The sequence below is a fragment of the Candidatus Neomarinimicrobiota bacterium genome (assembly GCA_012964825.1).
Lineage (GTDB): Bacteria > Fidelibacterota > Marinisomatia > Marinisomatales > S15-B10 > UBA2125.
Window position 1 is genome coordinate 1 of sequence record DTTI01000017.1, and the last position, 14,297, is coordinate 14,297.

The 14,297-nt window shown below is 46.0% G+C and carries 12 protein-coding genes and 1 tRNA gene; all 13 read right to left on the reverse strand.

Annotation, left to right across the window (positions count from 1 at the left end; translation table 11 throughout):
- Nucleotides 1-59 precede the first annotated feature (59 nt).
- The 13 genes from fusA to rpmG all read right to left on the reverse strand — a co-directional run bounded on the left by fusA (nt 60) and on the right by rpmG (nt 14,246).
- Nucleotides 60-2,153, reverse strand: a complete 2,094-nt coding sequence (fusA, locus tag EYO21_00995) for an elongation factor G (protein ID HIB02391.1) — start codon at nt 2,151-2,153, stop codon at nt 60-62.
- A gap of 6 nt (nt 2,154-2,159) precedes the next feature.
- Complete coding sequence (rpsG, locus tag EYO21_01000) at nt 2,160-2,624, reverse strand: 30S ribosomal protein S7 (GenBank protein ID HIB02392.1); 465 nt, start codon at nt 2,622-2,624, stop codon at nt 2,160-2,162.
- On the reverse strand, nt 2,625-2,999 hold the full coding sequence (locus tag EYO21_01005) for a 30S ribosomal protein S12 (protein ID HIB02393.1): 375 nt from the start codon (nt 2,997-2,999) through the stop codon (nt 2,625-2,627).
- 17 nt (nt 3,000-3,016) lie between these two features.
- Nucleotides 3,017-7,231: a DNA-directed RNA polymerase subunit beta' gene (rpoC, locus tag EYO21_01010; GenBank protein ID HIB02394.1), complete on the reverse strand. Its 4,215-nt coding sequence runs from the start codon at nt 7,229-7,231 to the stop codon at nt 3,017-3,019.
- An 81-nt stretch (nt 7,232-7,312) separates the two neighbouring features.
- Entirely contained in the window at nt 7,313-11,068 is a 3,756-nt protein-coding gene (gene rpoB / locus EYO21_01015) for a DNA-directed RNA polymerase subunit beta (protein ID HIB02395.1), read from the reverse strand.
- Nucleotides 11,069-11,147: 79 nt separating this feature from the next.
- On the reverse strand, nt 11,148-11,528 hold the full coding sequence (locus EYO21_01020; protein HIB02396.1) for a 50S ribosomal protein L7/L12: 381 nt from the start codon (nt 11,526-11,528) through the stop codon (nt 11,148-11,150).
- 21 nt (nt 11,529-11,549) lie between these two features.
- Nucleotides 11,550-12,068 carry a 50S ribosomal protein L10 gene (locus EYO21_01025; protein HIB02397.1) on the reverse strand — a complete coding sequence of 173 codons (519 nt, stop codon included), beginning with the start codon at nt 12,066-12,068 and terminating at the stop codon, nt 11,550-11,552.
- Nucleotides 12,069-12,075: 7 nt separating this feature from the next.
- Nucleotides 12,076-12,765, reverse strand: a complete 690-nt coding sequence (locus EYO21_01030; GenBank protein ID HIB02398.1) for a 50S ribosomal protein L1 — start codon at nt 12,763-12,765, stop codon at nt 12,076-12,078.
- Nucleotides 12,766-12,767: 2 nt separating this feature from the next.
- On the reverse strand, nt 12,768-13,190 hold the full coding sequence (gene rplK / locus EYO21_01035; protein ID HIB02399.1) for a 50S ribosomal protein L11: 423 nt from the start codon (nt 13,188-13,190) through the stop codon (nt 12,768-12,770).
- A 5-nt stretch (nt 13,191-13,195) separates the two neighbouring features.
- The gene (gene nusG / locus EYO21_01040; protein HIB02400.1) at nt 13,196-13,729 is read right to left on the reverse strand and encodes a transcription termination/antitermination factor NusG; all 534 of its coding nucleotides are present in this window, start codon (nt 13,727-13,729) and stop codon (nt 13,196-13,198) included.
- A 1-nt stretch (nt 13,730) separates the two neighbouring features.
- Entirely contained in the window at nt 13,731-13,913 is a 183-nt protein-coding gene (gene secE / locus EYO21_01045) for a preprotein translocase subunit SecE (protein ID HIB02401.1), read from the reverse strand.
- A gap of 21 nt (nt 13,914-13,934) precedes the next feature.
- Nucleotides 13,935-14,010 (reverse strand) — tRNA-Trp (locus tag EYO21_01050).
- A gap of 71 nt (nt 14,011-14,081) precedes the next feature.
- Nucleotides 14,082-14,246 carry a 50S ribosomal protein L33 gene (rpmG, locus tag EYO21_01055; protein HIB02402.1) on the reverse strand — a complete coding sequence of 55 codons (165 nt, stop codon included), beginning with the start codon at nt 14,244-14,246 and terminating at the stop codon, nt 14,082-14,084.
- Nucleotides 14,247-14,297: the final 51 nt, after the last annotated feature.

A 14,297-nucleotide genomic window follows, 5' to 3' on the forward strand; every position in this document is an offset into this window, starting at 1 on the left:
AGGTGGGGCTTCGTCCTGTCAAATTTCTCTTTTGCCATATGATAAGTCTCCTATCCAGTTTATGCCGGCTCAGCCACAAGACCAGACTTCTCAATTATCGTATCAGTGACTGATTTTGGTGCTTGTTTGTAATTGTCAAATTCCATGGAAAACACCGCTCTTCCTTGTGTCATTGACCGCAATGAAGTAGCATAACCAAACATTTCAGACAGAGGCGAAATGGCCTTTACCACCACCGCATCCTTCCTGTGATCCGTCCCCAGAATCTCACTACGGCGCGAAGACAGATCTCCCATAACATCACCGAGGTATTGCTCAGGAAGTACAACTTCTACTTTCATGACTGGTTCCAGCAATACAGCCTTTGCCCGCTGGCAAGCTTCTTTTACAGCCATAGAGCCCGCAATTTTAAATGCCATCTCAGATGAATCAACAGCATGATAAGAACCGTCAAAAAGTTCAACCCGAACATCTTCCATCGGATATCCTGCGAGAATCCCATTCTTGAGAGCTTCCTCAATTCCCTGACTCACAGGCCTTATATATTCCCTGGGAACAACGCCACCAACGATCTTGCTTTCAAAATGGAATCCTTTACCAGGTTCATTTGGTTCAACTTTGATTTTTACATGACCATACTGACCCCGCCCGCCGGACTGGCGAATGAACTTGCCATCAGCTACCGCTTCACCAGTTATTGTCTCCCTGTAAGCTACTTGTGGTCTGCCAACGGTGGCTGAAACCTTGAACTCCCGGCTCAGGCGATCCACTAAAATTTCGAGATGAAGTTCACCCATACCTGAAATAACGGTCTGGCCTGTATCTTCATCACTGGTGACCTGGAAGGTGGGATCTTCATCAGAGAGCTTAGCTAGAGATTCGGACAAATTCTCCTGCTCCGCTTTACTGGCTGCTTCAATAGCGACAGAGATAACAGGTTTCTGAAATTCCATTGCTTCAAGAACAATGGGTGAATCAGGATCGCATAGCGTGTGACCTGTTCGGGTTTTTTTCAGGCCGACAGCTGCGGCAATTTCACCGGCAGACACTTTATTTCGCTCCTCGCGTTTGTCAGCATGCATAAGAAGCAATCGACCGATACGCTCCTTCCTGCCTGTTGCGGTGTTCAAGACGCTCGTGCCCGTCTCTAACTCACCAGAATAGACTCTAAAGAATGTGAGTCTACCCACATAAGGATCGGTCATAATTTTAAAAGCCAGTGCACAAAAAGGATCATCCTTGGAAGGAGAACGACTCAACAATATGTCTGAATCTTCTGGGGTATGACCAATTACTTCGGGTATATCCAAGGGTGATGGAAGAAAATCGATAACAGCATCAAGAAGGCGTTGGATACCTTTATTTTTAAAGGCTGAGCCGCATAAAACGGGAATGAAAGCATTCTCGAGACACCCCTTGCGAATCGCATTCTTGATCTCGTCTGTAGTTATCTCTTCCTCAGAAACATATTTCTCTAAAAGGTGCTCATCATACGTGGCACACGCTTCTACCAAATTGTGACGAGCTTTCTCAGCAGCAGCTTTCATATCATCCGGGATATCAATGAAGTCAAAGTGGGCACCGAAAGTGACCTCATTATAAACGATCGCCTTCATCCGCATCAGATCGATCAAACCGTTGAACAGTTCACCGGCACCAATTGGAATTGTTAGAGGCAGGGGGTTCGCACCAAGACGTTTTTTCATCATACCGATAACATGATCGAAATCGGCGCCCATTCTGTCCATTTTATTCACAAACGCAATTCGGGGAACTTTATATTTGTCAGCCTGACGCCAAACTGTTTCGCTCTGTGGTTCCACACCACCCACGGCACAAAAGATCACAACAGCGCCGTCAAGGACGCGAAGAGACCGCTCAACTTCAGCGGTAAAATCAATATGTCCAGGCGTATCGATAATATTAATCCGATAATCATCCCAAAATGTGGTCGTTGCAGCGGACGTGATTGTAATTCCTCTCTCTTTCTCCTGCTGCATCCAGTCCATAGTGGCGGCGCCTTCATGAACTTCACCCATCCTATGAACACGACCGGTATAATAAAGTATGCGTTCGGTAGTTGTGGTCTTACCGGCATCAATGTGTGCCAGGATACCGATATTTCTAACTAAATCTAGTGAAGTCTCTTTCATCAATTCTTAACTATAGTGCGCAAATGCTTTGTTTGCTTCAGCCATCCTGTGTGTGTCCTCTTTTTTCTTAATAGAACCACCTTCTTCATTTGCCGCGTCAATAAACTCGCCAGCCAATTTCTCAGCCATACTTCTGCCTTTCCGTGCCTTGGCATTTGCTATGATCCATCGAGTTGCCAGGGCGAACCCGCGGTTCGTAGGAACCTGTATAGGGACCTGATAGGTGGCGCCACCAATACGGCGACTTTTCACCTCAACAAAAGGCTTAACATTATCTACAGCTTTCTTAAACATTTCCAGGGAATCACCTTTAGTTTTGGAAGAAACAATATCCAAGGCTCCGTAAAAAATCCTTTCCGCAACACCTTTCTTACCCCGTCCCATGATATTATTGATAAACTTCTGTACCATCACTTCACCGTAGATCGGATCAGGAGCAATCACACGTTTTTCAGGCCGGCGTCTCCTCATTTATGATCTGGACCTCTTTGTACCATAGCGCGAACGGCTTGTCTTTCTGTCATCGACTCCGGATGTATCCATGGTACCGCGAACAATGTGATACCGGACGCCTGGCAAATCCTTAACACGGCCGCCCTCGATAAGAACGAGAGAGTGTTCCTGCAGATTATGCCCTTCACCTGGAATATAGGCGATCACTTCCATACCATTGGTGAGACGAACTTTAGCCACTTTTCGGAGTGCGGAATTAGGCTTCTTGGGTGTGGTGGTATAAACACGTGTACAGACACCTCTCTTCTGTGGATTTCCCTGAAGCGCAGGTGTTCTGCTGGTCTTCTTAACCAACTTTCTCCCTTTTCGAACCAGTTGATTGATCGTAGGCATTTTACAAACTCCTAAGCTTAAACCTCTTCGACTGTTTCTTTTTCAACAGCATAATCGATTTCTTCTTCAGAGTCGATTTCTTCTTCAGAGTCGATTTTCTTTACCATGGGATTCATGGCATCCTTAAACCCTGTTCCGGCGGGAATAAGACGGCCAAGAATAACATTTTCTTTTAATCCAAGAAGATTGTCACCTCTGCCTTCCGTTGAAGCATCCGTAAGAACACGAGTTGTTTCCTGGAAAGATGCCGCCGATATAAAACTCTCAGTATTTAGAGATGCACGAGTAATTCCCAGAAGAAGTGCTTTGGATGTGGCAGGTTTAGTCTTGCGTGTTTTTATGGCGGTTTTTCCCTCTTCTTTCAATTGCTTGTTTGTTTTCAACTGATCTGATTTCAAAATTAGATCACCTTCTAAATAAGAGGAACCGCCCGAATCAGTGATCACACCAGATTTAAGCACCCGTTCATTTTCCTTTTTCAAGTCAGCCCTGTTCACTCTGTCACTGGAAAGGAAATGCGTGTCGCCCGGATCATCCAATTCGACCTTTTGCATCATCTGACGGACAATCACTTCGATATGTTTGTCATTGATCCTGACGCCTTGCAGACGGTACACCTCCTGAATTTCATTCACCAGATACTCCTGCACGTTGACAGTTCCAAGAATATTGAGAATATCTTCGGGTGATATAGCTCCTTCACAAAGCCTGTCCCCAGCACTGACCCGGTCACCCTCATGCACAATGACATGGCGACCATAAGGGACCTTGTATTTCTTGGAGACATCGTGTGCGCCTTTTACCATGATTTCACGGATTCCACGTTTTACTTCACCGAAGTTGACAAGACCATCAATCTCGGTGACCACCGCAGGTTCTTTGGGCTTACGAGCCTCGAACAATTCTGCTACCCTTGGCAAACCACCTGTAATGTCACGTGTCTTTCCGATATCTTTAGCAATTTTAACCAGAACTTCACCAGCCTTTACTTCTTGACCATCCTTCACCATGAGGACAGCCTTAACAGGAAGAATCGTTCCGCCAGCCACAGTATTATCATCTTTATCCAGAATGTCGAGGTGAGGAGCCAATCGTCTGTTCCTAGCTTCAATTGTCACTAATTGTTTCTTACCACCTTCCACTGCTTCTTCCTGATAGGTTTCACCTTCGACCATGTCGATGAACTGCATTTTACCTGAATTCCGGGCAAGTATAACATCTGTATAGGGATCCCATACAAACAGTACTTTGCCAGCTTTTATCTTCTTACCATTCTCAACTTCAAGAGTGGCACCGTAAGGCACATTGTATACCGAAATACCTCCCTTGCTGTCAATTATTTTGATAGAGGAATTTCTAACAAGAACCCGCTTAATAGGCTTGCCAGATACTTCTTGCTTATCGATAACTTCACCGAACTCGAGGTTTTCTGAAAACTCTACTGCCCCATCCCTTTTAGTCTTCTTCTCTGACTCTTCAATGATGCGAGATGCTGTTCCACCAATATGGAAAGTCCTGAGTGTGAGTTGAGTCCCAGGTTCACCGATACTCTGAGCAGCGACAATTCCTACTGCCGAACCCATGCTCACAGGTTTGTTTGTATTAAGATCCGTGCCATAGCACTTGACACAAACACCCCTATATGCTTCGCAAGTAAGCACTGATCGAATGAAAACTCGGTCAACATCGTATGATATAAAGTCATCAGCAACTGCATTATCTACAAGGGTACCAGCCTTTAACACTATTTCATTTTCTATGTAAACATCCTCTTGGAGGACACGACCGCGGATACGCTCACTGATCGCTTCAATGATCTCTTCGCCCTCTTTCAAATCACTGATCCATACACCATTAATTGTACCGCAATCTTCTTTCATGATAACCACATCCTGAGCCACATCTACCAAACGGCGCGTCAAGTAACCTGCATCGGCAGTCTTCAAAGCTGTATCAGCAAGACCTTTTCTCGCACCGTGTGTCGATATGAAGTATTCAAGGACTGAAAGCCCTTCACGAAAATTGGAGGTGATGGGGTTTTCAATAATCTCACCCTTGCTGCCTGTCATAGATTTCTTCGGCTTTGCCATGAGTCCTCGCATAGCGGCAAGCTGTTTAATCTGATCCTGACTTCCTCGGGCGCCGGAATCTGCCATTATGAAAACAGGGTTGAAACCCTGCTTATCTTTACTCAGATGATTCATCATTTTTACTGAAGTTTCATTAGTTGCGTGAGTCCAGACATCAATCACTTTGTTATATCTCTCACCTTCAGTAAGGATCTGGCGGGAGAATTTGTTTTGGATAGTGCTGATTTCTTCATTCGCCTTATCTATAATGCTCTGTTTTTCTTTCGGTATGAGAACATCATCAATGGCGATGGAAACACCGCTCTGAGTTGCGAATTTGAAACCGAGGTTTTTCAGATCATCAAGAAACTGAACTGTTCGGTGGTTACTAACCGCCAAGAAAGAATTGTAGATAATTGTCTCGATTTTTTTCTTGTTAAGCAGTTCATCGATGTATTCAAGCTCATCTGGCACAATTGAATTAAAAATTGCCCGACCTACAGTGGTTCGCTTGTACCACTTACCTTTATGCCGGACATCAACAATGGCATGCAAACCAATGGATTTGTTCTCGTAGGCCATGAGAATCTCATCCAAGCTGGAAAACAGACGCCCTTCCCCGAGATCGCCTTCTTTCTCCTTAGTAAGGTAATATATGCCCAGAACCATGTCTTGAGATGGGATAGCCAGCGGATAACCGTGAGCTGGATGAAGAATGTTGTGGCTTGAAAGCATGAGCATACGCGCCTCCATCTGTGCTTCTACAGAGAGTGGGACATGGACAGCCATCTGGTCGCCGTCAAAGTCGGCATTAAAAGCCGCACATACCAGAGGATGGATCTGGATCGCTTTACCATCCACAAGCACCGGTTGAAAGGCCTGAATGCCGAGACGGTGCAAAGTTGGAGCCCTGTTGAGCATAACCGGGTGATCACGCACCACATATTCCAGGACCTCATAGACCTCAGGTGCTTTCTCCTGAACCAGTAGTTTTGCACTCCTGGGAGTGTTGGCCAGTCCCCGGGCAATCAGCTCATGAATGATCTGAGGCATGAAAAGTATGGCTGCCATATCCTTGGGCAAGCCACATTCATGCAGCTTTAACTCAGGACCGACAACAATAACGGACCGCCCAGAGTAATCGACACGTTTACCAAGGAGATTCTGACGAAAACGACCCTGTTTCCCCCGGAGCATATCGCTCAGGCTTTTGAGCGGTCTACGTGTGCCACTGCTTACAGCGGTTCCCCGGCGCGAGTTGTCGAAAAGTGTATCAACAGCTTCCTGCAACATCCGCTTTTCATTTCGGAGGATGACGTCCGGTGCTTTGATTTCCATCAACTGCTTGAGGCGATTGTTCCGGATAATCACCCGCCTGTAAAGATCGTTCAGGTCACTTGCGGCAAAACGTCCTCCTTCAAGAGGAACAAGGGGTCTGAGCTCCGGCGGGATTACTGGAAGCACTGTAACAACCATCCACTCAGGCTTGTTAAGCCGAACTTTCAGCGGAGACGGATAAAAGGCCTTCACAACCTTCATGCGCTTTAAAGCATCTGATGTCCTTTGCTTAGAGCGAGAGGTTTTAATGACATCCTCCAACTCCTTCATTGTTCTAATTATATCAAGTGTTGTAAGTGCATCTCGGACGGCAATGCCTCCCATTGCAGCATAGAAATAATTACCTTCGTCTTGATCTTCTTCTGAGACTGAATGCTTACCATACTGACTTTCAAGCTCACGATATTCAACTTCGTCAAGTAATTCCATACGCTTTCTATCAGTTTCGCCGGGATTAATGATGACATAGGACTCGTAATAAATAACTTTTTCCAAGTTACGTGTAGATATTCCAAGCAGATGATTAAGTTTGCCGGGAACAGAGCGGAGAAACCAAATATGGACAACAGGAACGGCCAGAGTGATATGACCCATCCGTTCTCTGCGAACCTTTTTTCTCGTTACCTCTACACCGCACCGGTCGCAAATAATTCCTCTGTAACGGATACCTTTATACTTACCGCAGTGACACTCATAGTCCTTCACCGGCCCGAAAATCTTTTCACAGAAAAGACCGTCTTTTTCCGGTTTGTAAGAGCGGTAGTTGATCGTCTCAGGCTTGAGAGTCTCGCCGTAAGATCGTCTCAGGATGTCTTCAGGAGACATTAGACCGATGGAGACTGATTTGAAATTGTTTGAAACGTCTTTGTCGTGCGGTTTAATGTAGACCAATTCGGACTCCTTCCACTAATTGTGTAACTGAATATCCACACATAATCCTTGAAGTTCCTTAACAAGCACGTTAAAGGATTCCGGAATCGAGAAATCAGGAATATTGTCACCTTTCACAATGGCGTTGTACACTTTTGATCGGCCCTCAACATCATCTGATTTCCCAGTTAACATTTCTCTGAGGGCATAGCTGGCACCATAGGCCTCCAGTGCCCAAACTTCCATCTCTCCAAATCGTTGACCCCCATCCTGGGCCTTTCCACCCAGCGGCTGCTGAGTTATGAGAGAGTATGGTCCGGTGGCACGAGCATGCATCTTATCATCAACCATATGAGCAAGTTTCATCATGTAGATGGTGCCCACGGTAACAGGATAGTCGAATTTCTCACCAATACGGCCGTCCCACAGATCCACTTTACCTGTCACTGGCAATTTTGCCTTTTTCAGTTCCTCCTCAACATCCATCGGTGCAGCACCATCGAATGGAGCTGTTTCATATCGTTTGCCTAGTATCTTGCCGGCCCAACCAAGCATGGTTTCGTAAAGTTGACCGAGGTTCATACGAGATGGCACACCGAGCGGATTGAGTACGATGTCTACAGGGGTACCGTCTTGCAAGAAAGGCATGTCCTCCTCAGGAACGATAACAGCTACTACACCTTTATTACCGTGACGGCCGGCCATCTTATCACCCACCTGTAGCTTCCGTTTATTGGCAATATAGACCTTGGCCAGTTTAGAAACACCGGCTTGAAGTTCATCACCTACCTGAAGCTTGTAGATCTGCCTCTCTAATAACTCTTCGGCCTCTCTCCATTCACGGTTAAAAGAGTTCCACACCTGCTGGATTTGAACCCAAACACTGTTGTCCGTCAACCAAGGCTGTTCTCTGGAAACCCGCTCAAGATCAAGCAACTCAAGACGTTTGGCCGTCAGCTTGGTGGAAGCTTTAACAAGTGTTTTTCCGGTAGCAACATCACGAAGACCGTTACTGGTTTGATCCAGCATCAGTTTATCGAGCATCTCATCGCGGGATTTCTTCAGTTTTCTTTTGGAACGGCGTGTCTCTTCCTGAAATTTTTCTATCTGTTTCTTTTCAGTCGCACGAGACTGTTTCGTTTTTCTCTCGAAAAGTTGAGTTCTGATCACCACACCATTGGTCCCAGGAGAAGCTTTTTTGGAAGCATTCTTCACATCACCCGCTTTTTCACCAAAAATGGCCCGAAGAAGTTTTTCTTCTGGGGTTGGATCTGTCTCGCCTTTAGGTGTGACCTTACCTATCAGAATATCACCTGACTTCACCCTTGCTCCTTGCCGCACAATTCCGTCCTCATCCAGATCTTTCATCGCCTCATCACCAACGTTTGGGATCTCAGACGTCAACTCCTCCTCACCGCGTTTAGTATCACGTACCTCAAGGTCCACCTCAGAGATGTGAACAGAGGTAAACGTGTCATTCTTAACTAATTTTTCACTGATGACAATTGCATCCTCAAAGTTGTAACCACGCCAAGGCATAAAAGCCACAAGTATATTGCGGCCAAGTGCCAATTCCCCTGAATCGGTGGAAGGACCATCAGCAAGCAAATCACCTTTCTTCACCTTCTGCCTTTCCTTCACCACCGGGCGCTGGTTCATGCATGTGTCCTGGTTTGTGCGAGAATACTTTATTAGAGGGATCTTGAGCAGGTTCTGTTCAGCTGAAACAGCCAGATCTTCAGGGATTTCCTTTGTGCGAATGACAACTTCTTTACCGTCTACTCTATCAACCACACCTGAGACCGGAGAAAAAAGTGATGTACGCGAGTCTCTAGCGATCACTGTTTCCATACCAGTCCCAACAATGGGTGCTTCAGGACTGATGAGAGGCACTGACTGCCTCATCATATTGGATCCCATGAGTGCGCGGTTAGCATCATCATGTTCTAGAAAAGGAATCAAAGTTGCTGCCACACTTAAAATCTGGTGTGGAGCCACATCCATGTATTGCACTTCCTTCGCCTCAACCACCGGAAAGTCACCGCGTATCCGGACACGAATGCGATCTTCAGTGATTTCTCCCTTCTCATCCAGATTGTACAAAGTCTGTGCAATCTTTGACCTGTCCTCGTCCTCAGCAGAAAGATACTTAATCTTTTTTGTGACAAAGGCATTTCCATTCTTTCGCCGCACCAATCTGTAGGGCGCTTCAATAAAACCTAGCTCATTCACCTTGGCGTATGTGGCAAGAGAAGAAATAAGACCGATGTTTGGTCCTTCCGGCGTCTCGATAGGACATAGCCTTCCGTAGTGTGTGTAATGAACGTCACGAACTTCAAAACCGGCACGTTCGCGGGTCAAACCTCCAGGACCGAGGGCTGACACACGGCGCTTATGTGTGATTTCCGCCAGCGGATTGGTCTGATCCATGAACTGGCTCAACTGACTCGTCCCAAAAAATGTGTTGATAACCGTGGTGCAGATACGCGAGTTAATGAGGTCCTGAGGGGTCAGACTCTCCGCCTCTCTCAGGTTCATTCGCTCACGGACAGTTCTCGCCATTCTGCTAAAAGCGATGGAGAACTGATTCGTCAACTGTTCACCAACGGTCTTCATGCGACGATTTCCCAAGTGATCAATATCATCGGGGCCGCGCAATCCTTTGCGCATTTCTATGAGGTAGTGGATTACTCGAATCAGATCCTCAGTTGTTAAAACAGTGTGGTTGAGATCCACATCCAGGTTAAACTGCTTGTTAAGACGGTAGCGACCGACCTTTCCGAGGTCATACCGCTTTGGGCTAAAGAACATTCTCTCAATAAACTTTTGGGCTGTTTCAAGGTTGGGCGGCTCTCCGGAACGGAGATGCTTGTACATTAGAATAAGTGCTTCATCAGTGTTATGCGTCGGATCCTTCTGCATGGTGTTCAGAAGAAGTTCACCAGCCAACTCATTAATGGGAGATACAATTTCAAGCTCCTTGATTCCGGAACTTATTAGATCGTTAAGAAGCTCAACGGTAAGTTCAGTTCGGCTTTCGGCAAGAATTTCACCTGTTTCAGTATCTACGAGATCGTCAACCAGAACTTTGCCAATAAGTTTCTTCGATGTTTTTGCATTGAGTTTTGATTTTCTAGAAAGTCCGAAAACCCTGAAGATATCGGCGTCAGTTGAAAAACCGAGCGTCCTGAGGAGAGATGTAACAGGGAATTTCCGGCGCCTGTCTATAATGACGTAGATACAATCCTGAATATCGGTTGTGAAATCAATCCAGGATCCCCGAAACGGAATCACTCTTCCCTGATAAAGCCGTGTACCGTTGGGATGGGTGTATTCATCAAAGAAGACACCAGGTGAGCGTTGCAACTGACTCACAATGACACGCTCAGCACCGTTGATGACAAACGTACCTCTGCTGGTCATAAATGGGATATTCCCGAAGTAAACTTCCTGCTCTATGGAATGTGCATATTTGGAACGATCAAACTCATCTGTAATATGGAGAATGAGCCGGACCTTCAGAGGCACAGCATAAGTGACACCCCGCTCCATACACTCCTCCGGACTGTACTTTGATATACCGAAATAGTAGCTCTTGTATTCGAGAATGTAGTTCTTGTGCGTATCCTCAATAGGAAAGATGTTCCCCAAAACTTCGTGAAGACCGTGGGGATCGCGTTGATCCTCCGGTTTATCAAGTTGAAGAAAATTCCTAAATGAATCTACCTGAACACCAAGCAGGTCTGGCATTGGTATGGCAGAGGAGATCTGCGAAAATGAATGTCTGTCCATGGTCCGGTTAATTGCCAAAACTACGCTCTCCTTTTTGAATTGTTGTGAAAACCACTAATTTCTGAAAAAGAAAGAAATGCTACTGCAGTTCAACAGTGGCCCCAGCTTCTTCCAACTGTGTCTTCATCTTTTCAGCTTCGGCTTTGGCGACACTTTCTTTGATCGGTTTTGGCGCACTTTCAACAAGATCTTTGGCCTCTTTCAGACCAAGCTCTGTGATGGTGCGAACAACCTTGATCACTTGGATTTTCTTGTCGCCAACTGAAGCTAGAACTACGTTAAAGCTATCCTTCTCCTCTTCAACGGCAGATTCCCCGGCGGCGGGAGCAGCAACAGCCGTTGCGGGTACAGCAGCAGTAACACCAAACTTATCTTCGATCTCGCTGATCAGCTCTGAGACTTCCAACATGTTAGCTTTCTCAAGATAATCGAGCACATCAGCACGTGAAACTTTTGCCATGGTTCTTTTCCTCTCTATCTGTTAATCGGATATTGAATCCTTAAGATTGTTCAACACATTTACAAAACTTGACATTGCGCCTTTGAGCGTAGATGCAAGTTTTGACATTGGCGATGAAAGCCCGCCCACAAGTTTCCCGAGCAAAACTTCCCGGGATGGAAGATTTGCCACTGAATCAAAAGCAGCATTATCCATAAGCTTACCTTCAAAAATAAAGGCTTTGAGCTCTGGCAAGTCGTGCACTTTATTGAATTCTTTTATTATGCGTGCCGGAACAGTAGGGTCATCATAACTGAGCGCTACAGCTGTCGGTCCGTCAAAAACACTGTTCAAATCTTCAAGCCCGGCTTTTTCGGCAGACAGTTTCGCAAGCGTATTCTTTATAACACGGAACTCCACAGCGTTGGCAGTAAACTTCCTCCTCAGTTCAGTGATATCTCTCACGTTCAAACCAAGGTAGTCAGTGAAATAGATACCCGCCGCCGCCTGAAACTTTGAAGTGATTAAATCAACGGATTCGATATTTTGCTGGTTCGGCATTTTTAGTTCAGTCCGTGAAAGCTTTGTCTACTTTGATTCCGGGTCCCATGGTTGAGGAGACAGTTACTTTTTTTAGATAGGTGCCCTTAATCCCTGCCGGTTTAGCGCTCATAATGGTCGAAAGAACCGATCTGAGATTCTGCGCAAGTTGATCTTCTTTAAATGATTTTTTCCCTATGGGTGCGTGAACGATTCCATTCTTGTCTACACGAAGCTCAATCCTGCCTGCCTTAATTTCACTGACAGTAGCGGCCACATCCTTGGTGACTGTACCACTCTTTGGATTTGGCATGAGTCCTTTTGGGCCAAGCACCTTACCCAGTTTCCCGAGCTTCGGCATCATATCCGGTGTCGCTACGATGACATCCATTTCGTCCCATCCTGACTCAAGCTTAACAAGAAATTCATCGCTTCCGGCATAATCAGCACCAGCTTCCTCAGCAGCCTTGAGTTCTGGACCGGATGCCAAAACCAAAACGCTCACCTGTTTGCCACTTCCATGTGGAAGAGATGTGGTAACACGTATATTTTGGTCGGAATGGCGTGGATCAACACCAAGGTTAATCGCTATTTCAATGGTTTCGTCGAACTTAGTATGCGCAGCACTTTTGATAATCCCTACAGCATCCTCCACGGAATATTCTTTCATTCGATCCACAGATTCAGCTGAACTATTGTATCTTTTTCCGTGCTTCATCTTCAAACGACCTCGAGACCCATGCTCCGTGCCGTGCCCCGGATCATCTCCATTGCAGCCTCAACCGTATTGGCATTCAAATCAGCCATTTTTGTTTCAGCTATTTGCCTTAAATCATTTTCCAAGACCTCACCGACCTTCTCCTTGTTAGGCTCTCCTGAACCTTTATCAATCCTTGCTGCATGTTTGAGCAAAATAGCCGCCGGCGGTGTCTTTGTTATGAATGTGAATGAACGATCCTCAAAAACAGTAATTTCAACCGGAATGATAGTTCCCATCTTCTCCTTGGTCTGTTCGTTGAACGTCTTGCAGAAGTCCATGATGTTGATACCATGCTGACCAAGAGCTGGACCAACGGGAGGAGCCGGATTTGCCTGCCCTGCAGGTACGTGGAGCTTGATCATTGTAAGGACGTTCTTAGCCATTCCTACTACGCATGCTTAACATGTTCAACCTGGAGATAATCAAGTTCTAAAGGTGTGGATCGGCCGAAAATGGACACCATAACTTTCACCTTCTGCTTCTCCTCGTTTGATTCAGTGATAGATCCCTCAAAATCGATAAAGGGACCATCGATAATTTTTACCACTTCATCTCTTCGAAAAAGAGTGGCCATAACTTCCTGCCCTTCCTTGACTTCCACTTCTCCAAGGATCCTGTTTACTTCTTCCGGCTTTAGAGATTCGGGCTCACCCTTTGGCCCCACAAAACTCATGACGCCAGGAATATTTTCCACATAATGACGGCTTTCGTTGTCCATTTCCATTTTGACCAGCACATATCCGGGATAGAACACACGGTCTCTCACAACTTTTTTTCCACTTCTCATTTCCACCACATTTTCCGACGGAACCAGCACTTCCTCTATTTTCCCGTTGTCACTTCCGCCCTTAATTTCACTCATCATGGTATCGCGGATTTTCTTCTCTTTCCCTGACAAAACCCTTACCGAATACCACTCCATTTCATAACACCACGTTCACAACTCTGGAGAGCAAGAAATCAACCACAAATAGGAAAATGCCGAGAATCAGCGACAGCCCGAGGACGACCATGGTAGAGCCACGAAGCTCATCCCATGTTGGCCAGGATACTTTCTTCATCTCGAACTGAACACCGTTCATAAAATCTTTGATTTTTCTAATCACGCCTCAACACGTCGTTTTCAGTTGCAGGTGAGGCAGGACTTGAACCCGCAACCGCCGGTTTTGGAGACCGGTGCTCTACCAATTGAGCTACTCACCTATTATTCTCCATAAACAGAGATGGGAAAGCAACACTTTGAATACCTTCGCTCGCCTCAACCACAATGCTTCCTACTTGGTCTCCTTGTGAAGTGTGTGTGTCCTGCAGCCGGGACAGTATTTCTTATAAGTGACACGATCCGGGTGCAGGTGCTTATTCTTCGACATGGTATAATTACGACGATGGCACTCCGGACACTCCAGTGTCAGTAAATCCCTTTTGCTGTTCCCGCCCAACCATCTACTCCACAATCTCAGTCACTACACCAGCACCAACCGTACGACCAC

Coding starts and splice junctions, on each gene's coding strand:
- fusA (HIB02391.1), bottom strand. CDS start 2,153: ATGAAAGAGACTTCACTAGATTTAGTTAGAAATATCGGTATCCTGGCA.
- rpsG (HIB02392.1), bottom strand. CDS start 2,624: ATGAGGAGACGCCGGCCTGAAAAACGTGTGATTGCTCCTGATCCGATC.
- EYO21_01005 (HIB02393.1), bottom strand. CDS start 2,999: ATGCCTACGATCAATCAACTGGTTCGAAAAGGGAGAAAGTTGGTTAAG.
- rpoC (HIB02394.1), bottom strand. CDS start 7,231: ATGTCTCCTGAAGACATCCTGAGACGATCTTACGGCGAGACTCTCAAG.
- rpoB (HIB02395.1), bottom strand. CDS start 11,068: ATGGACAGACATTCATTTTCGCAGATCTCCTCTGCCATACCAATGCCA.
- EYO21_01020 (HIB02396.1), bottom strand. CDS start 11,528: ATGGCAAAAGTTTCACGTGCTGATGTGCTCGATTATCTTGAGAAAGCT.
- EYO21_01025 (HIB02397.1), bottom strand. CDS start 12,068: ATGCCGAACCAGCAAAATATCGAATCCGTTGATTTAATCACTTCAAAG.
- EYO21_01030 (HIB02398.1), bottom strand. CDS start 12,765: ATGAAGCACGGAAAAAGATACAATAGTTCAGCTGAATCTGTGGATCGA.
- rplK (HIB02399.1), bottom strand. CDS start 13,190: ATGGCTAAGAACGTCCTTACAATGATCAAGCTCCACGTACCTGCAGGG.
- nusG (HIB02400.1), bottom strand. CDS start 13,729: ATGGAGTGGTATTCGGTAAGGGTTTTGTCAGGGAAAGAGAAGAAAATC.